Raw genomic sequence first — 18,142 nt, 5'->3', positions numbered from 1 at the left:
GCTGTCTCAGCAGTCGGATGAATTGCCCCTTCGTCTGCCGAAATTGACCCCCCAGGTCTACTCTGGACTCGTGCCGGAGGACGTGGGGGGCAAGCCGTTCCCAGACGGCTGGGAGCCCGACGACGACCACGACCGCGGGGTGTCGGACGAAGAGTTCGCCTCCGTGGTCTTCGACGAGGCCTTCGTACAGGCGGCCGTGGCGCACGAGCCGACCGCCGTCGAACGCCTCCTGGCCGCTGCCCGCGCGAGAGCGGAAGCCTCCGAGGCCGAGGCCCGCCGGGCGCTCGGCAGAGGCGAACGCTACGAGCACGGCTTCGGCCCCGGCGGACCGTTCGGGTTCGGCCATGATCCCGACCTCGACGACCTCGACGACGCCGACATCCTCGAACGGCGCTACGGCGCCCCCGGGACGTACGGCAAGCACGTCCGCTGGCACCGCCCCGTCGCCTGGATGCTCGCCCTCGTGATGGGCGTCGGCATGGTCGCGCTGGCCTTCGCGGCGGTCTACCGCGGGACCTCCTCGGGCGGCAGCCGCGACCAGGTCCCGCCGCCCGCCTCGACCGGTCTGGAACAGGGCGGCTCGACGGCGCCCTCCGCCTCCGCCGCCCCCTCCCGGCCGACCGTCTCGGCCTTCCCGCGCACGCCCTGACCCCTCTGCGGGGGCTTCCCGGCATTTCTGGTGAGAACCTGTCAGAAGTTGTCGTGCAGCGGGGCGTTTACCCGAGGGCCCGGAGACCTACCCTGAAGATATGGGAGGGCCTGGAGAACCACCTGAGGGGGCACCCGAGGGCGGCCCCGGTGGTGCGGAGGACGAGTACCGATCCGTCGTCTTCGACGAGTCGTTCGTCCGCGCTGCCCGCCTCCAGGAGTTCTCCGCGCAGGAGCGCATGGCCGACCACGCGCCCGCCGTGCGCCGCCGCCCGCCCCTGCGCCGGGGCCTGTCCCGGCAGGTCCTGGTCCTGGTCCTGCTGATCGCCGTCGCCTTCGGCACCGCGATCTACATGGGCGTACGGAACCCCTACCAGACGCCCGCCTCCCGGCAGCCCGTGGAGCCGCTGCGGATGACCGTCATCCCGCTCACCCCCGGCGGCAGGGTGCCCGGCCACGCCAGCCCCGAGTACCTGTACGCGCACAGCCCCGCCGCGCAGTTCCGCATCGGCGCCGAGGGCATCCCGCTGCCCGCCTCCCGGCGCACCGCGCACTTCTCCGACAGCCAGATCGTCGGCGCCCTGACCACCGCCAAGGACTACATCGTCCGTTCCTCGCTGTACCCCGAGGTCCTCACCGGGCAGCAGGTGCGGCCCGTGCGGATGCTCCTCGACAGCGACCAACTCGACCAGTTCGACGAGAGTTTCGCCCACCCGGCGGCCGACGGCCGGCACGCCCCGACCGGCTGGCTGGTCCGCATCGACCCGGCCGGCGCCGAACTGGCCGACTCCAGGATCCGGGTCCAGGGCACCCTCCAGGCCGCCGAGACCGACTCGTCCACGCTCGAGGTCACCGCCGACCACACCTTCGTCTACGCCCTGCGCCCGGCCGGTGCCGACCACGCGGCCGCGGCCTCGCTGTTCACCGTCCGGCGCGAGCTGCACTTCCGCTTCGACCGCGACGACCTGCGCCTGCACACCGCGCAGCTGGCCGTCTCCTATGTCCAGGCGGGCCCCCTGTCCTGCGCCGAGGACTCGACGAACCACCTGCGGCCGCTGCTCGCCGGCCAGACCGCCAAGGCGGGCGGCCCGGCCGGTACGGACCCCTACGCCACCGGCAGCGCCACGGCCCTGTGCGGCTCCCTCGCGACGAGCGCCCAGCCCAGGGTCTGAGCGCCGCCGCACGCGGGCGCCGCCCCCTCCGCGGCGCTTCCGGGTCGCTCCCGCCCGGGATATGCAGCCGGTGTGGACCGGGCGGTCAGCCGCCCTCGCGCGGCGGGGTGTCCGAGGGCGGTTCTTCGGTCGGCGGCTGGTCCTGCGACGCGCCGTTCGTGAACCCGCCGAAGCCGCGCCGCACCCGGCCGCCGAGGTCCCCGGCCCCGCCGGCCAGATCGCTGACCAGCTTCATCAGCGGGTCCTTGGAGCTCTTCACCTGCGTGGTGTAGCTCGCCGCCGACTCACGGAAGGAGTCGGTGACCGAGGTGTCCTTGTCCTCGCTGCGCCGCGGGTAGTGGCCGTCCATGATCCGCTGGAAGTCGCGGGACTCGGACCACTTCTTCAGCTCGGCCGCCCGCACGGTGGTGAAGGGGTGCGAGCGGGGCAGCACGTTGAGGATCTTGAGCACGGAGTCGCGCAGATCGCCCCCCGCCTCGTACTCCTCGGCCTGCTCCAGGAACGCGTCCACGTTCATCTCGTGCAGGTGGTTGCCGCCCGCGATCTTCATCAGACCGCGCATCGAGGCCCGCAGGTCCTGCCCGACCAGCAGACCCGCCCGGTCCGCGGACAGCTCCGACTTGCGGAACCACTCGCGCAGCGCGGTGACGATCGCCATGATCGCGAGGTTGCCCAGGGGTATCCAGGCGACCTTGAGGGCCAGGCCCGTCAGGAAGAGCAGGATGGTCCGGTAGACCGAGTGGCCGGACAGGGCGTGCCCCACCTCGTGCCCGACGACCGCCCGCATCTCCTCCTCGTCGAGCAGCTCGACGAGCCCGGTGGTGACGACGATGATCGGCTCGTCCAGGCCGATGCACATCGCGTTGGGCCGCGGGTCCTGGGTGACGTACATCGGCGGGACCTTCTCCAGGTCCAGGATGTGACAGGCGTCCCGCAGCATGTCGTCGAGGTGCGCGAACTGTCGCTCGCAGACGCGCACCGAGTCGGACAGGAACAGCAGCCGCAGGCTGCGCTCGGGCAACAGGCCGCTCAACGCCTTGAAGACGGTGTCGAAACCGCTCAGCTTGCGCAGCGCCACCAGCGCGGAGCGGTCGGCGGGGTGCTCGTAGGTTCGCGAGGAGATCCCCGGGAAGCGCCTGCGCTGCCTGCTCGGCACCTGCTCGTGCCCGCTCTGCTCGTGGCCGTCGTCGTCGGACATGTCTTCCCCCATGTGCGTCTGTGGTGGCCGTCTGCGGCCCCTGCGCGCCCCCGAAGCAGAGCCCAGCCTAGGCGGAGATACCGTGGACGGGCAGTACAGCGAAGGAGTCGTCGTCATGGAGCACAGTCCCGCAGCCACCTGGCTCACCGAGGCAGCGAGCGCCGCCGAGCAGCAGGGGGCGGGCAATCTGCTCCGGGTCGTACTGATCGTGATGATCGTGGGCTGTGTCCTGACCGCGTGGTTCCTGCTGCGGGGGTACAAGCGGAAGGACGACTGAGCCGGGGGGAAGGTTCCCCGACGGTGGAGTCGGCGTGATCGCGGCCGAGGTGCCCGCTTACCATGAGCCGACATCTTTATCCCGCCCACACCGGATAGGTCCTGCCGAAGATGAGCTTCCACAGCACCGCAGCCCAGTTGGTCACGCTTGCCGCCGAGGGCGAGGAGCACGGCGGCAACCACGAGAGCCTCAGCCCCTACCTCACCGGCGGCGGCGCGCTGTTCGTCCTGCTGCTCCTGCTGTGGATCACCACGCGCTTCAACCGCGACCGCTGAGTCCGGCAAAGGCCTCTTTCCGGGCCGGCCCCGGGGGACTCCCGGCCGAGCCTGACAGGCCGGGCCGGTAGGGTCTGCACGCATGGGAGAGCAGGACATGCCTACCGGTCCGGCGAACGACGCGGCGAACGGTGCGGACGACGAGCCGGCGGGTGCTGCCGGAAACCCCCCGCCGAGCGGCGGCGCAGGGAGACGGCCGGCCGCCGGCGGCTCCGGGAGACCTCCGGTGACAGGCCCCCGCAACGGCCCCTCCAGCCCGGGCAAGCGCCGCCTGGGCGTCATGGGCGGAACGTTCGACCCGATCCACCACGGGCACCTCGTGGCGGCCAGTGAGGTCGCCGCGCGGTTCCACCTCGACGAGGTGGTGTTCGTGCCGACGGGGCAGCCGTGGCAGAAGACCCACCGCGCGGTCTCCCCGGCGGAGGACCGCTACCTGATGACGGTCATCGCGACCGCCGAGAACCCGCAGTTCTCGGTCAGCCGGATCGATATCGACCGCGGCGGCCCGACCTACACCGCGGACACCCTGCGCGACCTGCGCGCGCTCAACCCCGACACCGACCTGTTCTTCATCACCGGCGCCGACGCCCTCGGCCAGATCCTGACCTGGCGGGACACGGAGGAACTGTTCTCCCTCGCGCACTTCGTCGGGGTCACCCGGCCGGGCCACGTCCTGTCCGACGACGGTCTCCCCGAAGGCGGTGTCTCGCTCGTCGAGGTCCCCGCCCTCGCCATCTCCTCCACCGACTGCCGTGCGAGAGTCGCCAAGGGCGATCCCGTCTGGTACCTGGTGCCGGACGGCGTCGTGCGCTACATCGACAAGCGTGAGCTGTACCGCGGCGAGTGAGCCGAGAGGGGCACCGGTGAACGACCGACACGACGCGGGGCACGAGGACGACCCCTACGAGGGCGACCGCTACGAGATCGTCGGCTACGACGAGTACGGCCGTCCCGTCTACCAGCAGGTCCCACGGCAACAGGCTCCGCAGCAGCCGTACGACCCGTACGCGCAGCAGAACTACGGCTACGACCCGTACGCGACGGGCTGGCAGCAGCCCGCGCCCTCCTACGACCCCTACGGCACGGGCCGGCAAGCACCCGTCCCGCCGTACGACCCGTACGCGACCGGCGCACCGCAGGCCGGTGGTCCCGCGACGGCGTACGACCCCTACGGCCAGACCGCCGCGGGCGGCCGGCAGCCCGGGGCCGCCGAACAGACCGCGTACATCCCGCAGCAGGCCGGCCCGGCCGCGGAACCGGCCGCCCCGCCCCGCCCCGCACCCGGCCTGCGCGGCGAGCAGCAGGGCGAGCACGGCGCCGTCCCCGGGCAGGGGCAGGGGCAGGCCGCCGAAGCCGAACCGGACTACCACACCGAGCAGTTCGCGTTCATCGAGGAACCGGACGCCGAGTCCGAGGACGTCATCGACTGGCTGAACTTCACCGAGAACCGCACCGAGCGCCGGGAGGAGGCCAAGCGGCGCGCCCGCGGGCGCCTCGTGGCCCTGGTCGTCACCCTGGCCCTGGTCGCGGCCGGAGGGGTCGGCTACCTCTGGTACGCCGGGAAGCTGCCCGGCTCGTCCTCCTCCGACCCGAAGACCGGCACCGCCACGGCCGCGGGCGCCCAGAAGCGGGACGTGATCGTCGTCCACCTGCACAACACCAGGAAGGGCGGCACCTCCACGGCGCTGCTCGTCGACAACACCACCACCAAGCAGGCCACCACCGTCCTGCTGCCCAACTCCCTCTCCCTGACCGACGACGACGGCTCGGCGACCACGCTGGCCAAGTCGGTCGACGACGACGGCTCCTCGGGCACCCGCGACGCGCTCGACACCGTCCTCGGCACCGACATCCAGGGCACCTGGCGGCTGGACACCCCCTACCTGCAGAACCTCGTCGACCTCGTCGGCAACATCGAGGTCGACACCGACGCGGACGTGCCCGACCCGTCCACCACGAAGAAGGGCACCGCGCCCCTCGTGCACCGGGGCAAGGCCCAGACCCTCAGCGGCAAGGCGGCCGTCGCCTACGCCACCTACCGAGCCTCCGGCGAGGCCCAGAACGCCCAGCTGGAGCGGTTCGGCCAGGTCCTGCAGGGCGTGATGCGGAAACTGTCCTCCGACCCGGCGGGCGCGACCACCACCGTCCAGACGCTCGCCCAGATCCTCGACCCGTCGCTGACCGACAAGGACCTCGGCACCTTCCTCGCCAAGCTCGCCGACCTCGCCAAGGGCGGCGACTACAAGACCGCCCTGCTGCCCGTGCAGGGCGACGGCACGCTGAGCGCGCAGACCAGCGCCAGTGTCGTCAAGGACGTGCTCGGCGGCACCGCGAAGAGCCCCGACCAGGGCACCTCGGTCCGCGTGTCCCTGCAGAACGCCAGCGGGACCAAGGACAACACCGAGAAGGCGCGCGTCGCGCTCCTCAACGGCGGCTTCACCTTCCTGGGCGGCGGTACGGCGAGCACGCAGGCCGCCTCCACGGTCGTCTACACGGACGCCGCCGACAAGGAGAACGCCACCGAGGTCGCCAAGACGCTCGGCCTGCCGGCCGCTGCCGTGGCCAAGGGCAAGGTCTCCTCGAACGCGAACGTCTCGGTGGTCCTCGGCCAGGACTACCAGCCCTCCGCCTCCTGACCCGCGACGGCGCCCCGGGTGATCCACTGATCACGTGGGGTGCCGTCGGCCGTCCGTGAGACCCTTGACCTCCAGTGCCCGCCGACGGAAAGCCACGCAGTGACCGCGACCGACCGCTCTCTCGAACTCATCAACACCGCCGCACAGGCGGCCGCAGACAAGCTCGCCCACGACGTCATCGCCTACGACGTCAGTGACGTCCTGTCGATCACCGACGCCTTCCTGCTGGCGTCCGCCCCCAACGACCGCCAGGTCAAGTCGATCGTCGACGAGATCGAGGAACGGCTCCAGAAGGAGCTCGGCGCCAAGCCGGTACGCCGTGAGGGCGACCGCGACGCCCGCTGGATCCTGCTCGACTACGTCGACATCGTCGTCCACGTCCAGCACAGCGAGGAGCGTGTCTTCTACGCCCTGGAGCGGCTGTGGAAGGACTGCCCCGAGCTGGAACTGCCCGCCGACGCCAAGGCGACCCGCGGCAAGGGCGAGGAGCACGCCAAGCTGCGGTCCGACGAGGACGCCGAGGAGTTCGGGGAGCTGCGGTGACTGCCCCCTCGGGCGCCGGCTCCGGCTCCAGGACGGGCCGGGGCCGCCGCGTCATCCTGTGGCGGCACGGCCAGACCTCCTGGAACCTGGAGGGCCGCTTCCAGGGCACCACGGACGTCGAGCTCACCGAGACGGGCGTCGGACAGGCCCGGCGCGCCGCCCGGCTGCTCGCCTCCCTCAAGCCTGACGCGATCGTCGCCTCCGACCTCCGGCGGGCCGCGAACACCGCCGCCGAGCTGGCCGAGCTCACCGGCCTCGACGTCACCCACGACGAGGGCCTGCGCGAGACCTACGCGGGCGTCTGGCAGGGGCTGACCCACCAGGAGATCATCGCCCGGCACGGCGAGGAGTACACCGCCTGGAAGCGCGGTGAGCCCGTGCGCCGCGGCGGCGGCGAACTGGAGACGGAGGTGGCCGACCGCGCCGCGCCCGTGGTGCTCCGGCACGCCGAGAAGCTGCCCGAGGAGGGCACGCTCGTCGTGGTCAGCCACGGCGGCACGATCCGCACCACCATCGGACGCCTCCTCGGCCTGGAGGCGCGCCACTGGGAGAGCCTCGGCGGCCTCTCCAACTGCTGCTGGTCGGTGCTCGGCGAGGGCGCCCGCGGCTGGCGCCTGCTGGAGCACAACGCCGGCACGCTGCCCGAACCGGTGCTCGGCGACGACGACTGAGCGGTACGCACCGGACCCCGCTCCGGGGCCCCGACCCGGATTTCACTTTCCGGCAGGTCGCAGGCTAAAGTTCTTCTTGTTCGCCCCCGCCGAGCGGGAAGAACACGCGGGGCTATAGCTCAGTTGGTAGAGCGCCTGCATGGCATGCAGGAGGTCAGGAGTTCAATTCTCCTTAGCTCCACAACGACACTCTCTTGAGTTGTCAAAGATCAGTTCGCGAAGATCCCGTCCCTTTCAGGGGGCGGGATTTCTCGTTTCCTCGCCGCACTCCGCCGCGGAGCGGGCCGGCGACGAAGGCCACAGGCTCTCCCCCCGCTCCCGCAGCAGGGCCGCGCGACGTGCCGTGTCCTCGTCGGCGGGCGTGTAGACCACGATCCGGCACTCCGGCATGCCGTTGACCGACAGTGACACCGACGTCATGCGCAGCTCGCCCAGCTCCCTGTGCCGGAAGGCCTTGACCCGCCGTCCGGGCTCCAGCACGTCGCCGCTCTCCCACAGTCGGGCGAAGTGCGGGCTCACCGCGGACAGCCCGCGTATGAAGCCCTCCCACGCGGGCTCCCCGGCATGCAGTCCGTACGCGGCGCGCAGCGTCGCCACCATCATGGGCAGTTCGCTGTCCCGGAACCGCAGCGGGCAGTCCTCCTCCGGGACCGTGAACAGCTTCCACAGCACGTTGGGCGGGCGCTCGCCCGGTCCCGGCCGCACCGAGAACAGGTCCCGGTAGACCGGGTTGGCGGCCAGCACGTCGTAACGAGCGTTGTAGACCACCGCCGGGCGCGGCACCAGGGCGTCGATGATGCCCTGGATCTCCGCACCCACGCTCCGCACGACGGACTCCGGGACGGCGGCGTACGGCACTTCGGCCAGGTGGTACAGATGCTCCCGCTCCGGTGTGTCCAGCCGCAGGGTGCGGGCCACGGCGTCCAGGACCTGCGGGGAGGCGTTGATCGGCCGGCCCTGCTCCAGCCATGTGTACCAGGTGACGCCGACGCCGGAGAGCTGCGCGACCTCCTCGCGGCGCAGCCCCGGAGTGCGGCGCCTGAGGCCCGGCGGCATGCCCACGTCCGCCGGTGTCACCCGGGCGCGCCTGCTGCGCAGGAAGGTGGCCAGCTCGGGTCGGCGGCGCTGTGTCGTCCCCATCGTCACACCCCCATGCTCGACGCCCGGCCTGTCTGCTGCCAGGTGCTGTCAGTACCAGCATCAGCGGGCACTCGGCACCCTTACCGGAGGATCGCCAGGCTCGACGGCATGACGACAACTCCTGGGCCGGGACCGGGTCTCGCACCCGTTCCAAGTCCTGCAGCCAGTAAAACGCCCACCACTGACAATCGGCCCCGGGCGCTGCTCGCGACCGTCCTCGCCGCCCAGTTCATGGCACTGCTCGACGTGTTCATCGTGAACGTCGCGGCCCCCACGATCGGTTCCGATCTCCACGCCTCGGGCGCCGACCTGCAACTGGTGGTCGCCGGGTACGCCATCACGTACTCCGTGCTGCTGATCACCGGGGCCCGCCTCGGTGACCGGCTCGGCCACGGCCGGGTCCACCTCGCCGGTCTCGCCCTGTTCACCGCCGCCTCGTTCGCCTGCGGCCTGGCCGGGGGAGCGGGTCAACTCATCGTGTTCCGGCTGGTGCAGGGAGCCGGATCGGCCGTGATGATCCCGCAGGTGCTCAGCCTGATCCAGCGCACCTTCACCGGCGAGGCCAGGCTGAAGGCATTCGGCGCCTACTCCGCGGTGATCGCCGTCGGCTCCGCGGCGGGGCAGGTGCTCGGCGGAGTCCTGGTGGACGCCGACCTGTTCGGCACCGGCTGGCGGCCCGTCTTCCTCGTCAACGTGCCGGTCGGCCTGGTCCTCCTGGCGGTCGGCCGGCGGGTGCTGCCAGGGCGCGGGGCCACTCCGCGTGAGCGCGGGCGTGGCCTCGACCTGCCGGGTCTGGTGCTCCTCGGAGCGGCCGTGTCGCTGTTCAGCGTGCCGCTGGTGCTCGGACAGGAGGAGGACTGGCCGCTGTGGTCCTGGCTCTCCCTGGCCGCCTCCGCGGTCGCCTTCGGGCTGTTCTGCGGCTACGAGTCCCGGCTGGCCCGGCGCGGCGGCGCCCCGCTGATCGCGCCCCGCGTGCTGCGCCACCCCGGGATGGGTCTCGCCGTACTGCGCATCATGGCCGTCATGGCCGTGAACGGCGGCTTCCTGTTCGCGCTGACCCTGCATGTCCAGGGAGGCCTCGGCTACAGCCCGTTGCGGGCCGGCCTGACCTTCGCGCCGACCGCGGTCGTCTTCGGAGTGGTCGGTCTCACCTGGCGGAACTGGCCGGCCGCCTGGCAGCGCGGGCTCACCCCCGCCGGGTTCGCGCTCACCGCCCTCTCAGTGGCGGGAGTGGGCCTCGCGCTGAGAGGCGGCGACCACGGCGGAGTGCCGCTGTACGTCGCCTACGCGGGCCTGGGCGTCGGGCTGGCGCTCGCCTTCAGTCCCACGCTCACGCGCGCGTTGGCCACGGTCCGGCCCGAGGACGCGGCGGACGCCAGCGGCCTGCTCGCGACGGTCACCCAGCTCGGCCAGATCGTCGGAGTCGCCGCGTTCGGCACACTGTTCCTGAACCGGCTTGAGTCACTCGGGGTCTCCGGGGCGTATACCTCTGCGGAGGCGCTTTTGGCGTGCACGTTCGCGCTGGCAGGGACCGCCGCGGTGGGTGCCGTGTCCGGACTGGTACTGAGGCGTCGCTGACCGTATTGGTCCGGTCGTGGCAGAATCAAACGACCGGAAGGGGGCGCGGCCCGACGGGAGGGAGCAGTGATGCCTGCGAGCATCATCGAGGAGGTCGGCCACCTTCTCGATGCAGCGTCGACACGGGGTACGGTCACCCGTCTCAGCTGCCCTTCCTGCGGTTCTGTCCGGGTCGCCCAAGTCCTCGGGGACAACGGCGGGATCTCCTACGTGTGCACGGCCTGCGGCCACAGCTGGAGCTGATCGATGGGTGCACACAGGCGAAAGTGCGACTGGTGTGGCAGCGGCACGCCCATTGTCCGGGACATGGAGCCGGTCAACCCCGACTACCAGTACTGGTGCGAGGAATGCGCGCGGGCGCTGATCATAAAGGGCGACCCGATCGAGACGTACCGCGAACTGGAGGGTGAGCCGATCTACGGCCGCCTCCTCGAAGAGCACTGCACGCTCAAGCGGTTCTACTCCTTCGTCACCGCCTGAGGCCGGCCGGGACCGCGCGGACGGGTCCCGGCGAGCCTGCCGGCGACCCGGACCGCAGGGCCGCGTGCGACGCCCCCCGGGCCCCGTGCCTCACGTCTCCGTGCGGAACGGAAACGATTTGGTACTGCACCCTGTGGACCGTGTAATGTTGGCGTCGCCGCCGGGGAAGCCGGGCGGAACACCGCAAGGGGCTATAGCTCAGTTGGTAGAGCGCCTGCATGGCATGCAGGAGGTCAGGAGTTCAATTCTCCTTAGCTCCACAGAAGTCGAGGGCGGGTCATCCGAATCGGATGGCCCGCCCTCGGCGTGTGTTCGAAAATGCACCCCCGACGAACAGCGGTGGGCCGCCCGAGCCGGGCGGCCCACCGTTCGCGTGGTCAGCGGCCCAGGGCGCGGCGGCCGCGGCCCTGGGAGAGCACCGGGAGGTTGCGGGACGGCGCCTGCGCGCGCGTGTCCTCCTCCAGGCGCAGGGCGAGCGCCGGGCAGCGGCGCACCGCCCGCAGTGCCTTCGCCTCCGCGTACTGCGGCACCTTCGCCTGCGCCACCGTGGGGAAGCCGTCGGCGCCGAGCTGGAAGACCTCCGGGAGGATGTCCGCGCACAGGCCGTGGCCGCGGCACAGGGTCCAGTCGACGAAGATCTTCTGGCGGCTGCCGCCGCCGTCGTCCGTCGCGGCGCCGCTCGTGATGCTCGCCGGGGCCGTCCCGGCCTCGAAGAGCGGCAGCACGCCCTCCACGGGCCGTCCGCAGCCGTTGCCGAGGACGTGCGCGGCGAGGTCGTCGGTGAACGCCTTGATGGTCGACTCCAGGAACATCGCGGAGCCGTCCGGGTGCGAGCACGCACCACGCCGCTTGACGTTCTTGGCGACCTGCTTGAGGGCCTCCAGGGCGGCCGGGCCGCCACCGTTGATGATGTCCTCCATGCCGCGCGCGGCGGCCGGCAGACCGAGGTAGCAGGGACCGCACTGGCCCGCGCTCTCGTCCGCCAGCCACTGCGCCACCCGCAGGGACTCGCCCAGCGGGCACGTCTCCTGGCTGATCGGCAGGATCGCGCCCGCGCCGAGGGCCCCGCCCACCGCGTCCAGGGAGTTGCGGGAGACGACCGCCTCGTTGACCGTCGCCGCGTCGATCCACTTGCCGTGGTAGCCGCCGGTCAGCACACCCTGGGGCACCGGCGGGGCGCCGGCCAGCTGCAGGACGTAGCGCAGCGGGACGCCCGTGGGCACCTCGATGACCATCGGGCGGGCCACGGCGCCCGAGACCGTCAGCATGACGGTGCCGGGCTCGTCGTACAGGCCGGTGTTGCCGTAGCGCTCCGGGCCGATGCGGGCGGCGATGGCCAGCTGGGCGAAGGTCTCCGCGTTGGACAGCAGGGTGGGCGCCCCGCCCACGCCGTTCTGCGAGGCGCTGACCTTGCGGCCCGGCGGGATCGCGGGGCCGCCGTCGATGGAGCGGACCAGCGACGCGGCGGCGCCGGTGACCATCCGGATCGGGTTGCGCTGGACGCTCGCGCGCAGCGCCGACCGGCGCCCGTTGCTCAGGCCGCGCTCGGCGAGCGCGGCCTCCATGGAGCGCTGGGTCGATTCGCGGGTGACCCCCACCACGAGCGTGCGGGCACCCAGCGCCTCCGCGACCAGCAGAGCGCCGTCCAGGATGAGGTGCGGGGCACGGTTGATGAGCACCGTGTCCTTGCGGCAGGCCGGTTCGTCCTCGCTGCCGTTGACGACGACGACCGGCCGGACGCCGCGCTTGATCGCGGCCTCCGCGACCGAGCGCAGCTTCTTGTGGAAGGGGAAGCCCGCGCCGCCGCGGCCCTTCAGGTTGATGTTCTCGGCGAGCTTCGCGAGCTGCTCGCCGCCCAAGGGCTCGAGCGGCCCGTGCACCTTGAGGTGCATGGGCAGATCGAGCCTTTCGACAAGGTCGAAACCCGACGTGAGCTGTGGAAGCCCGACCACGCGGACTTCTGGGACGTCGGGCAGGGCCTCGTTCACTTAAAGCCTCCGGAAGGCGTGTTCCAAGGTTCGCCCGAGCCCGGTGCGTCGAAGTCGTAGGAAGCACCGGGCAGCGTTTCAGTGGCGGGACCGCTGTTGTACGTGTCGTTCGGGTTATACGTGCCATAGGCACTGTTTGACTCACCGGTGTCGTACATGTCACTCGTCCCGTACCCGCCGGTGCCCGAACTGCCGTAGGTCGGGATGTTGAATCCGGTGTCCTGCATGGGGTCGTAGGCCGACGGCGGCGCCTCGCCCACGGGCGGCGGTGACGGGATCGGCCAGCTGCCGGAGGTGCTGCCGCCGCCGTCCATGCGGGGCATGGCCTCGGTGGGCTGCATGTCCATCGGCACGTTCATGCGCGCGGTCTGGTCGGCGGCGAAGGGCTGCTGGGGACGTTGCGGGGTGGACACCGTGCGGTAGGCGGCCGCGAAGCCGTTGGGTTCCGGGGCCGGGGTGGGCGCAGCCGGTGCGTCGAAGCGGGTCTCGGCGCCGCGCGACTGCCCCGCACGCCGGTTGTCGAAGCCGGAGAGCGTGGACTCCGCCATCCTGGCGCGGCTCGCCTCCAGCCCCTCGCGGCCCGGCCGCTCCTCGGTCCCGAGGACAGCGGCGATCCGGTCGGCGACCTGGCGCTTGATCGGCCGGGGCGCCGCACGCAGGGCGAGGGCCGCGGTGACCCCGAGCAGGGACAGGCCGTACAGGATGACGAAGATCGGCTTCGCCGCGCGACCCGCGTAGAGCCCGTGGATGAGCGCGGCGCACCAGGCCGGATAGGCCAGCATGTGCATCGCCCGCCAGCGGGCCGCCACCGGGGCCGGGGAGGCGAACTTGCTGCGCAGGGCGCCGGTGATGCCGACGAAGATCATGAGGAGACCGGCCAGGGAGCCGAGCCCGATGAGGCCGGCGCTTCCGGTGACACCCAGGGAGAAGGGGAGCACCGCGGCGATCAGCTGGGTGTGATCGAGTGCGATCTTGGTGGTGATGTGCAGCAGCAGGAACGCGATCGAGGCGACCGCGGTCGTCCGGTGCACCGCCTGGCCGATGATCCGCTGACGTGTGTTCAGGAAGATCCGGTCCTGGGCGACGAGGCCCCAGATCACCGAGCAGCTGAGCGACACCAGTGACAGGACGCCCGCGCCGAAGTTGAGGAAGTCACGGAACCTGTCACCTCCTACCAGCACCATCACGGGTATCAGGAGCAGGACGACAGCCGAAGCCATCCCGTAGGCCGACCGGCCTGTACGGGGGAGCGAGCTGTTACTACGACGATCGTTCATGGGGGCAACTCCGAGCAGTTCGGGAAAGCGGTCCCGTTGCCGCACTCTAAGTGGCGCCATACCGGTGAGTACGAGGTTTCAGTTATTGCGTTGTTATCAAACGACCACGGTGTCGTTGCGATGTCCTTTAGTGGCCGTTACGCGAAGTAACTTTTGGCCCTGTTCAGTTGTTGTGCACGATGTTGACGCGACGCAGGGGGTCGCCGCGCGGGCGGCACCCGGTGCCAAGAAGGCATACGTAAGCGCGTCGCGGCGTGCTCAACGCCTGCGGTACCCTAACGCCATGCGTGCCGTACGCCTTCTGCTTAGCGAGCCGCGCTGATCAGTCCCGACCGCCGGGCAGCCGGCTGGTGCGGAATCGGCGCGGCGTCCCCTCCTGTGCGAGGGGATTTTTCGTTTCTTGGATGTCGCAGCCGTTGGCAGAGACGATCGATGGAGCTTTGAGGATCATGAGCGAGACGAACCACGCTGCCGCCTCCGAGGCGGTCGCGCCGCACCGCTACACGGCCGCCATGGCGGCCGAGGTCGAGGCACGCTGGCAGGACTTCTGGGACGCCGAGGGCACCTACGCGGCACCCAACCCCAAGGGCGACCTCGCGGGCGACCCGGCGCTGGTCGCCAAGCCCAAGAAGTTCATCATGGACATGTTCCCCTATCCGTCGGGTGCCGGACTGCACGTCGGTCACCCTCTGGGGTACATCGCCACCGACGTCTACGCCCGGTTCCAGCGGATGACCGGCCACAACGTCCTGCACACCCTGGGCTTCGACGCCTTCGGCCTGCCGGCCGAGCAGCACGCCGTGCAGACCGGCGAGCACCCTCGGATCACCACCGAGGCGGCCATCAACAACATGAAGTCCCAGCTGCGCAGGCTGGGCCTGGGCCACGACAAGCGCCGGTCGTTCGCGACGATCGATCCGGACTACTACAAGTGGACGCAGTGGATCTTCCTGCAGATCTTCAACTCCTGGTACGACGAGGAGGCGGACAAGGCCCGCCCCATCGCCGAGCTGATCGCCCGCTTCGAGAGCGGTGAGCGCGCCGTACCGGGCACCACGCGCGCGTGGAGCGAGCTGAGCGCCGTCGAGCGCGCGGACGTCCTGAGCGAGTACCGCCTGGCCTACGCCTCCGACGCGCCCGTCAACTGGTGCCCCGGGCTGGGCACCGTGCTGGCCAACGAGGAGGTCACCTCCGAGGGCCGCTCCGAGCGCGGCAACTTCCCCGTCTTCAAGGCCAAGCTGCGCCAGTGGAACATGCGGATCACGGCCTACGCCGACCGCCTGCTGAACGACCTGGACGCGCTGGACTGGCCCGAGGCCATCAAGCTGCAGCAGCGCAACTGGATCGGCCGCTCCGAGGGCGCCCGCGTCGACTTCCCCGTCGACGGCGAGCACATCACCGTCTTCACCACCCGCCAGGACACCCTGTTCGGCGCGACCTACATGGTGCTGGCCCCCGAGCACCCGCTGGTCGAGAAGTTCACCCCGGACACCTGGCCCGAGGGCACGCACGAGGTGTGGACCGGCGGCCACGCGAGTCCGGCCGAGGCCGTCGCCGCGTACCGCGCGCAGGCCGCCGCCAAGTCCGACGTCGAGCGGCAGGCCGAGGCCAAGGACAAGACCGGTGTCTTCACCGGCGTGTTCGCGACCAACCCGGTCACCGGCGAGCGGATCCCCGTCTTCATCGCCGACTACGTGCTGATGGGCTACGGCACCGGCGCGATCATGGCGGTCCCCGCCCACGACACGCGCGACTTCGCCTTCGCGCGCGCCTTCGAACTGCCGGTCCGCTGTGTCGTCGAGCCGACCGACGGCCGCGACACCGACACCTCCGCGTGGGAGGACGCCTTCGTGTCCTACGACGCGAAGATCGTCAACTCCTCCCGGGACGCCGTCTCCCTGGACGGACTGGGAGTCGTCGAGGCCAAGGCGCGCATCACCGACTGGCTGGCGCACGAGGGCATCGGCGAAGGCACCGTCAACTTCCGCCTGCGGGACTGGTTGTTCAGCCGCCAGCGCTACTGGGGCGAGCCCTTCCCGATCGTCTACGACGAGGAGGGCGTCGCCCACTCCCTGCCCGAGTCGATGCTGCCGCTGGAACTGCCGGAGGTCGAGGACTACTCGCCGCGCACCTTCGACCCGGACGACGCGGACACCTCCCCGGAGACCCCGCTGTCCCGCAACGAGGACTGGGTCGACGTCACCCTGGACCTGGGCGACGGCCGCGGCCCGCGCAAGTACCGCCGTGAGACCAACACCATGCCCAACTGGGCCGGCTCCTGCTGGTACGAGCTGCGCTACCTGGACCCGCACAACGACCGCGAGCTGGTCGACCCGGAGATCGAGCGCTACTGGATGGGTCCGCGCGAGGGCCAGCCGCACGGCGGTGTCGACCTGTACGTCGGCGGCGCCGAGCACGCGGTGCTGCACCTGCTGTACGCGCGCTTCTGGTCCAAGGTCCTGTTCGACCTGGGTCACGTCTCGTCGGTCGAACCGTTCCACAAGCTGTTCAACCAGGGCATGATCCAGGCCTTCGTCTACCGCGACAGCCGGGGCATCGCGGTGCCGGCCGCCGAGGTGGAGGAGCGCGACGGCGCCTACTACCACCAGGGCGAGAAGGTCTCGCGGTTGCTGGGCAAGATGGGCAAGTCCCTGAAGAACGCCGTCACTCCGGACGAGATCGCCGCCGAGTACGGCGCCGACACGCTGCGCCTGTACGAGATGGCGATGGGTCCCCTGGACGTGTCGCGACCGTGGGACACGCGCGCGGTGGTGGGCCAGTTCCGGCTGCTGCAGCGGCTGTGGCGCAACATCGTCGACGAGGCGAGCGGCGAGGTCACCGTCGTCGACGCCGAGGCCGACGAGGAGACGCTGCGTGCCCTGCACAAGGCGATCGACGGCGTGCGCCAGGACCTGGAGGGACTGCGCTTCAACACCGCCATCGCCAAGATCACCGAGCTGAACAACCACCTGACCAAGGCGGCCGGCCCGGTGCCGCGCTCCGTCGCCGAGGACCTGGTGCTGCTGGTCGCCCCGCTGGCCCCGCACATCGCCGAGGAGCTGTGGCGCAAGCTGGGCCACACCGACTCGGTCGTCCACCGGGACTTCCCGGTCGCGGACCCGGCGTACGTCGTGGACGAGACCGTCACCTGCGTGGTCCAGGTAAAGGGCAAGGTCAAGGCGCGCCTGGAGGTCTCCCCGTCCATCTCGGACGAGGAGCTGGAAAAGGTCGCGCTGGCCGACGAGAAGGTGGTGGCCGCGCTGGACGGCGCGGGCATCCGCAAGGTGATCGTGCGGGCGCCGAAGCTGGTGAACATCGTCACCGCGTAGGCGTCAGGGGGCCGCGGGCGCGGCTCGGGGTAGTCCCCTACGGGCAGGTTCGGGGTTTTTCTGGAACTCCGTGCCTGCCCTTTGCGTTTACCGTTGAGGAGTGGCGCGCCGCGCGCCGGGACCGGCCGAGGAGGAGCGTCGTGGAAGTAGCCGTCACCATCGTCGCCCTTCTCTTCGTGCTTTTCCTGGTGCTCGGCGCCTATGCCACGGTGAAGGTGGTCGGCGCCGCCAAGCGGGGCGTGGACCGCACGATCACCCAGGCCCGCCGCACCGTCGAGGACCACACCCTGCGGGCCAAGTCCTTCGCTCAGCCGGGACCGGCCGGGGAGATAGCCCAGCTGCGGCTGAAGCTGCGCACCTCGATGCGCGCGACCCAGGACACCCTGCTGGCGGGCGTGACCGAGGACGAGACGCTGAAGGAGTCCCTCAGCCTGTTCGAGCGGCTCAGCGCGCACGGCCACGAACTCGACGGCGAACTCAAGCGCATGGAGTCCGAGCCCGACCGGGCGACGCTGGCCGAGCGGTTGCCCTCCCTGCGCGAGCGCGCCGAACGTCTCACACACTCGGCGGACTCCCTGCGCTGGGCGGCCCGCGACCGCGCCCACCGCTTCGCGAACGACGACCTGGACTCGCTCAGCGCGCAGATCGACGTCGAGTCCGGCGCCCTGCGGCACTGGACGACGCCCGAGCCACCGCCCCCGGCCGCCCCCTGGCCGCAGGCCCCCGCCACCGATCCGACCACGGTCCACCAGACCTGGCCGGAGACCCCCCGGCCCGCGGCCGACGAGCCGGCGCCGCAGGCCATCACCCCGCCGGCCGACCGGCCCGTGTACCCCTGGCAGAAGAAACCCCGTCCGGAGAGCACCACTTGATCCGGACACGGCCGTCCCGGCTCAGCGGGGCCGGGCTGCCACCCGGGCGCTACGCCAG

Annotated in this window: 16 protein-coding genes and 2 tRNA genes; 14 read left to right on the top strand and 4 right to left on the bottom strand. The window is 71.1% G+C overall.

Annotation, left to right across the window (positions count from 1 at the left end; translation table 11 throughout):
- Positions 1-43: 43 nt before the first annotated feature.
- Together ABZT03_RS15635 and ABZT03_RS15630 are read left to right on the top strand one after the other, a co-directional pair.
- The gene (locus ABZT03_RS15635; protein ID WP_356039014.1) at positions 44-649 is read left to right on the top strand and encodes a hypothetical protein; all 606 of its coding nucleotides are present in this window, start codon (positions 44-46) and stop codon (positions 647-649) included.
- Between the two features lie 100 nt (positions 650-749).
- Entirely contained in the window at positions 750-1,820 is a 1,071-nt protein-coding gene (locus tag ABZT03_RS15630) for a hypothetical protein (RefSeq protein ID WP_356039011.1), read from the top strand.
- Between the two features lie 85 nt (positions 1,821-1,905).
- Here the strand turns inward: ABZT03_RS15630 and ABZT03_RS15625 are convergent, their stop codons facing one another.
- Entirely contained in the window at positions 1,906-3,030 is a 1,125-nt protein-coding gene (locus ABZT03_RS15625; protein ID WP_356039008.1) for a M48 family metallopeptidase, read from the bottom strand.
- A 103-nt stretch (positions 3,031-3,133) separates the two neighbouring features.
- Here ABZT03_RS15625 and ABZT03_RS15620 point away from each other — a divergent pair, with 103 nt between their 5' ends.
- The 7 genes from ABZT03_RS15620 (at position 3,134) to ABZT03_RS15590 (ending at position 7,601) form a co-directional block, all read left to right on the top strand.
- Entirely contained in the window at positions 3,134-3,295 is a 162-nt protein-coding gene (locus tag ABZT03_RS15620; protein ID WP_356039005.1) for a hypothetical protein, read from the top strand.
- Positions 3,296-3,405: 110 nt separating this feature from the next.
- A complete protein-coding gene (locus ABZT03_RS15615; protein ID WP_192583393.1) occupies positions 3,406-3,570 on the top strand; it encodes a hypothetical protein in 165 nt (54 codons plus the stop codon).
- Between the two features lie 82 nt (positions 3,571-3,652).
- Positions 3,653-4,417, top strand: coding sequence for a nicotinate-nucleotide adenylyltransferase (nadD, locus tag ABZT03_RS15610; protein ID WP_356039002.1), 765 nt, complete (start codon positions 3,653-3,655; stop codon positions 4,415-4,417).
- Between the two features lie 16 nt (positions 4,418-4,433).
- Positions 4,434-6,206 carry a LytR C-terminal domain-containing protein gene (locus tag ABZT03_RS15605; RefSeq protein ID WP_356038999.1) on the top strand — a complete coding sequence of 591 codons (1,773 nt, stop codon included), beginning with the start codon at positions 4,434-4,436 and terminating at the stop codon, positions 6,204-6,206.
- Between the two features lie 99 nt (positions 6,207-6,305).
- Positions 6,306-6,749, top strand: a complete 444-nt coding sequence (gene rsfS, locus ABZT03_RS15600) for a ribosome silencing factor (RefSeq protein WP_356038995.1) — start codon at positions 6,306-6,308, stop codon at positions 6,747-6,749.
- Positions 6,746-7,420: a histidine phosphatase family protein gene (locus tag ABZT03_RS15595; protein WP_356038992.1), complete on the top strand. Its 675-nt coding sequence runs from the start codon at positions 6,746-6,748 to the stop codon at positions 7,418-7,420. The genes rsfS and ABZT03_RS15595 overlap by 4 nt, the downstream gene beginning before the upstream one ends.
- Positions 7,421-7,528: 108 nt before the next feature.
- Positions 7,529-7,601: transfer RNA gene (locus tag ABZT03_RS15590), tRNA-Ala, on the top strand.
- Positions 7,602-7,654: 53 nt separating this feature from the next.
- Here ABZT03_RS15590 and ABZT03_RS15585 read toward each other — a convergent pair.
- Positions 7,655-8,560: a helix-turn-helix transcriptional regulator gene (locus ABZT03_RS15585; RefSeq protein WP_356038989.1), complete on the bottom strand. Its 906-nt coding sequence runs from the start codon at positions 8,558-8,560 to the stop codon at positions 7,655-7,657.
- Positions 8,561-8,668: 108 nt separating this feature from the next.
- Here ABZT03_RS15585 and ABZT03_RS15580 point away from each other — a divergent pair, with 108 nt between their 5' ends.
- The 3 genes from ABZT03_RS15580 to ABZT03_RS15570 all read left to right on the top strand — a co-directional run bounded on the left by ABZT03_RS15580 (position 8,669) and on the right by ABZT03_RS15570 (position 10,878).
- Entirely contained in the window at positions 8,669-10,138 is a 1,470-nt protein-coding gene (locus ABZT03_RS15580; protein WP_356038986.1) for an MFS transporter, read from the top strand.
- 246 nt (positions 10,139-10,384) lie between these two features.
- Positions 10,385-10,618, top strand: a complete 234-nt coding sequence (locus ABZT03_RS15575) for a hypothetical protein (RefSeq protein WP_003976229.1) — start codon at positions 10,385-10,387, stop codon at positions 10,616-10,618.
- 187 nt (positions 10,619-10,805) lie between these two features.
- Positions 10,806-10,878: transfer RNA gene (locus tag ABZT03_RS15570), tRNA-Ala, on the top strand.
- 117 nt (positions 10,879-10,995) lie between these two features.
- On the opposite strand, the gene ABZT03_RS15565 is transcribed toward ABZT03_RS15570, so the two are convergent.
- Positions 10,996-12,606, bottom strand: coding sequence for an NADH-ubiquinone oxidoreductase-F iron-sulfur binding region domain-containing protein (locus tag ABZT03_RS15565; RefSeq protein ID WP_356038984.1), 1,611 nt, complete (start codon positions 12,604-12,606; stop codon positions 10,996-10,998).
- Positions 12,603-13,826 (bottom strand): cytochrome b/b6 domain-containing protein, encoded by a 1,224-nt coding sequence (locus tag ABZT03_RS15560; RefSeq protein ID WP_356038981.1) that lies wholly within the window; start codon positions 13,824-13,826, stop codon positions 12,603-12,605. The genes ABZT03_RS15565 and ABZT03_RS15560 overlap by 4 nt, the downstream gene beginning before the upstream one ends.
- Before the next feature lie 506 nt (positions 13,827-14,332).
- On the opposite strand from ABZT03_RS15560, the gene leuS reads away from it, so the two are divergent.
- Entirely contained in the window at positions 14,333-17,212 is a 2,880-nt protein-coding gene (gene leuS / locus ABZT03_RS15555; protein WP_356038978.1) for a leucine--tRNA ligase, read from the top strand.
- A gap of 140 nt (positions 17,213-17,352) precedes the next feature.
- Positions 17,353-18,084 (top strand): hypothetical protein, encoded by a 732-nt coding sequence (locus ABZT03_RS15550; protein WP_356038975.1) that lies wholly within the window; start codon positions 17,353-17,355, stop codon positions 18,082-18,084.
- The last annotated feature ends 58 nt before the right edge of the window (positions 18,085-18,142 follow it).

The organism is Streptomyces sp. NPDC005574 (assembly GCF_040605435.1).
GTDB lineage: Bacteria > Actinomycetota > Actinomycetes > Streptomycetales > Streptomycetaceae > Streptomyces.
This window is presented reverse-complemented; position numbering and strand designations above follow the sequence as displayed.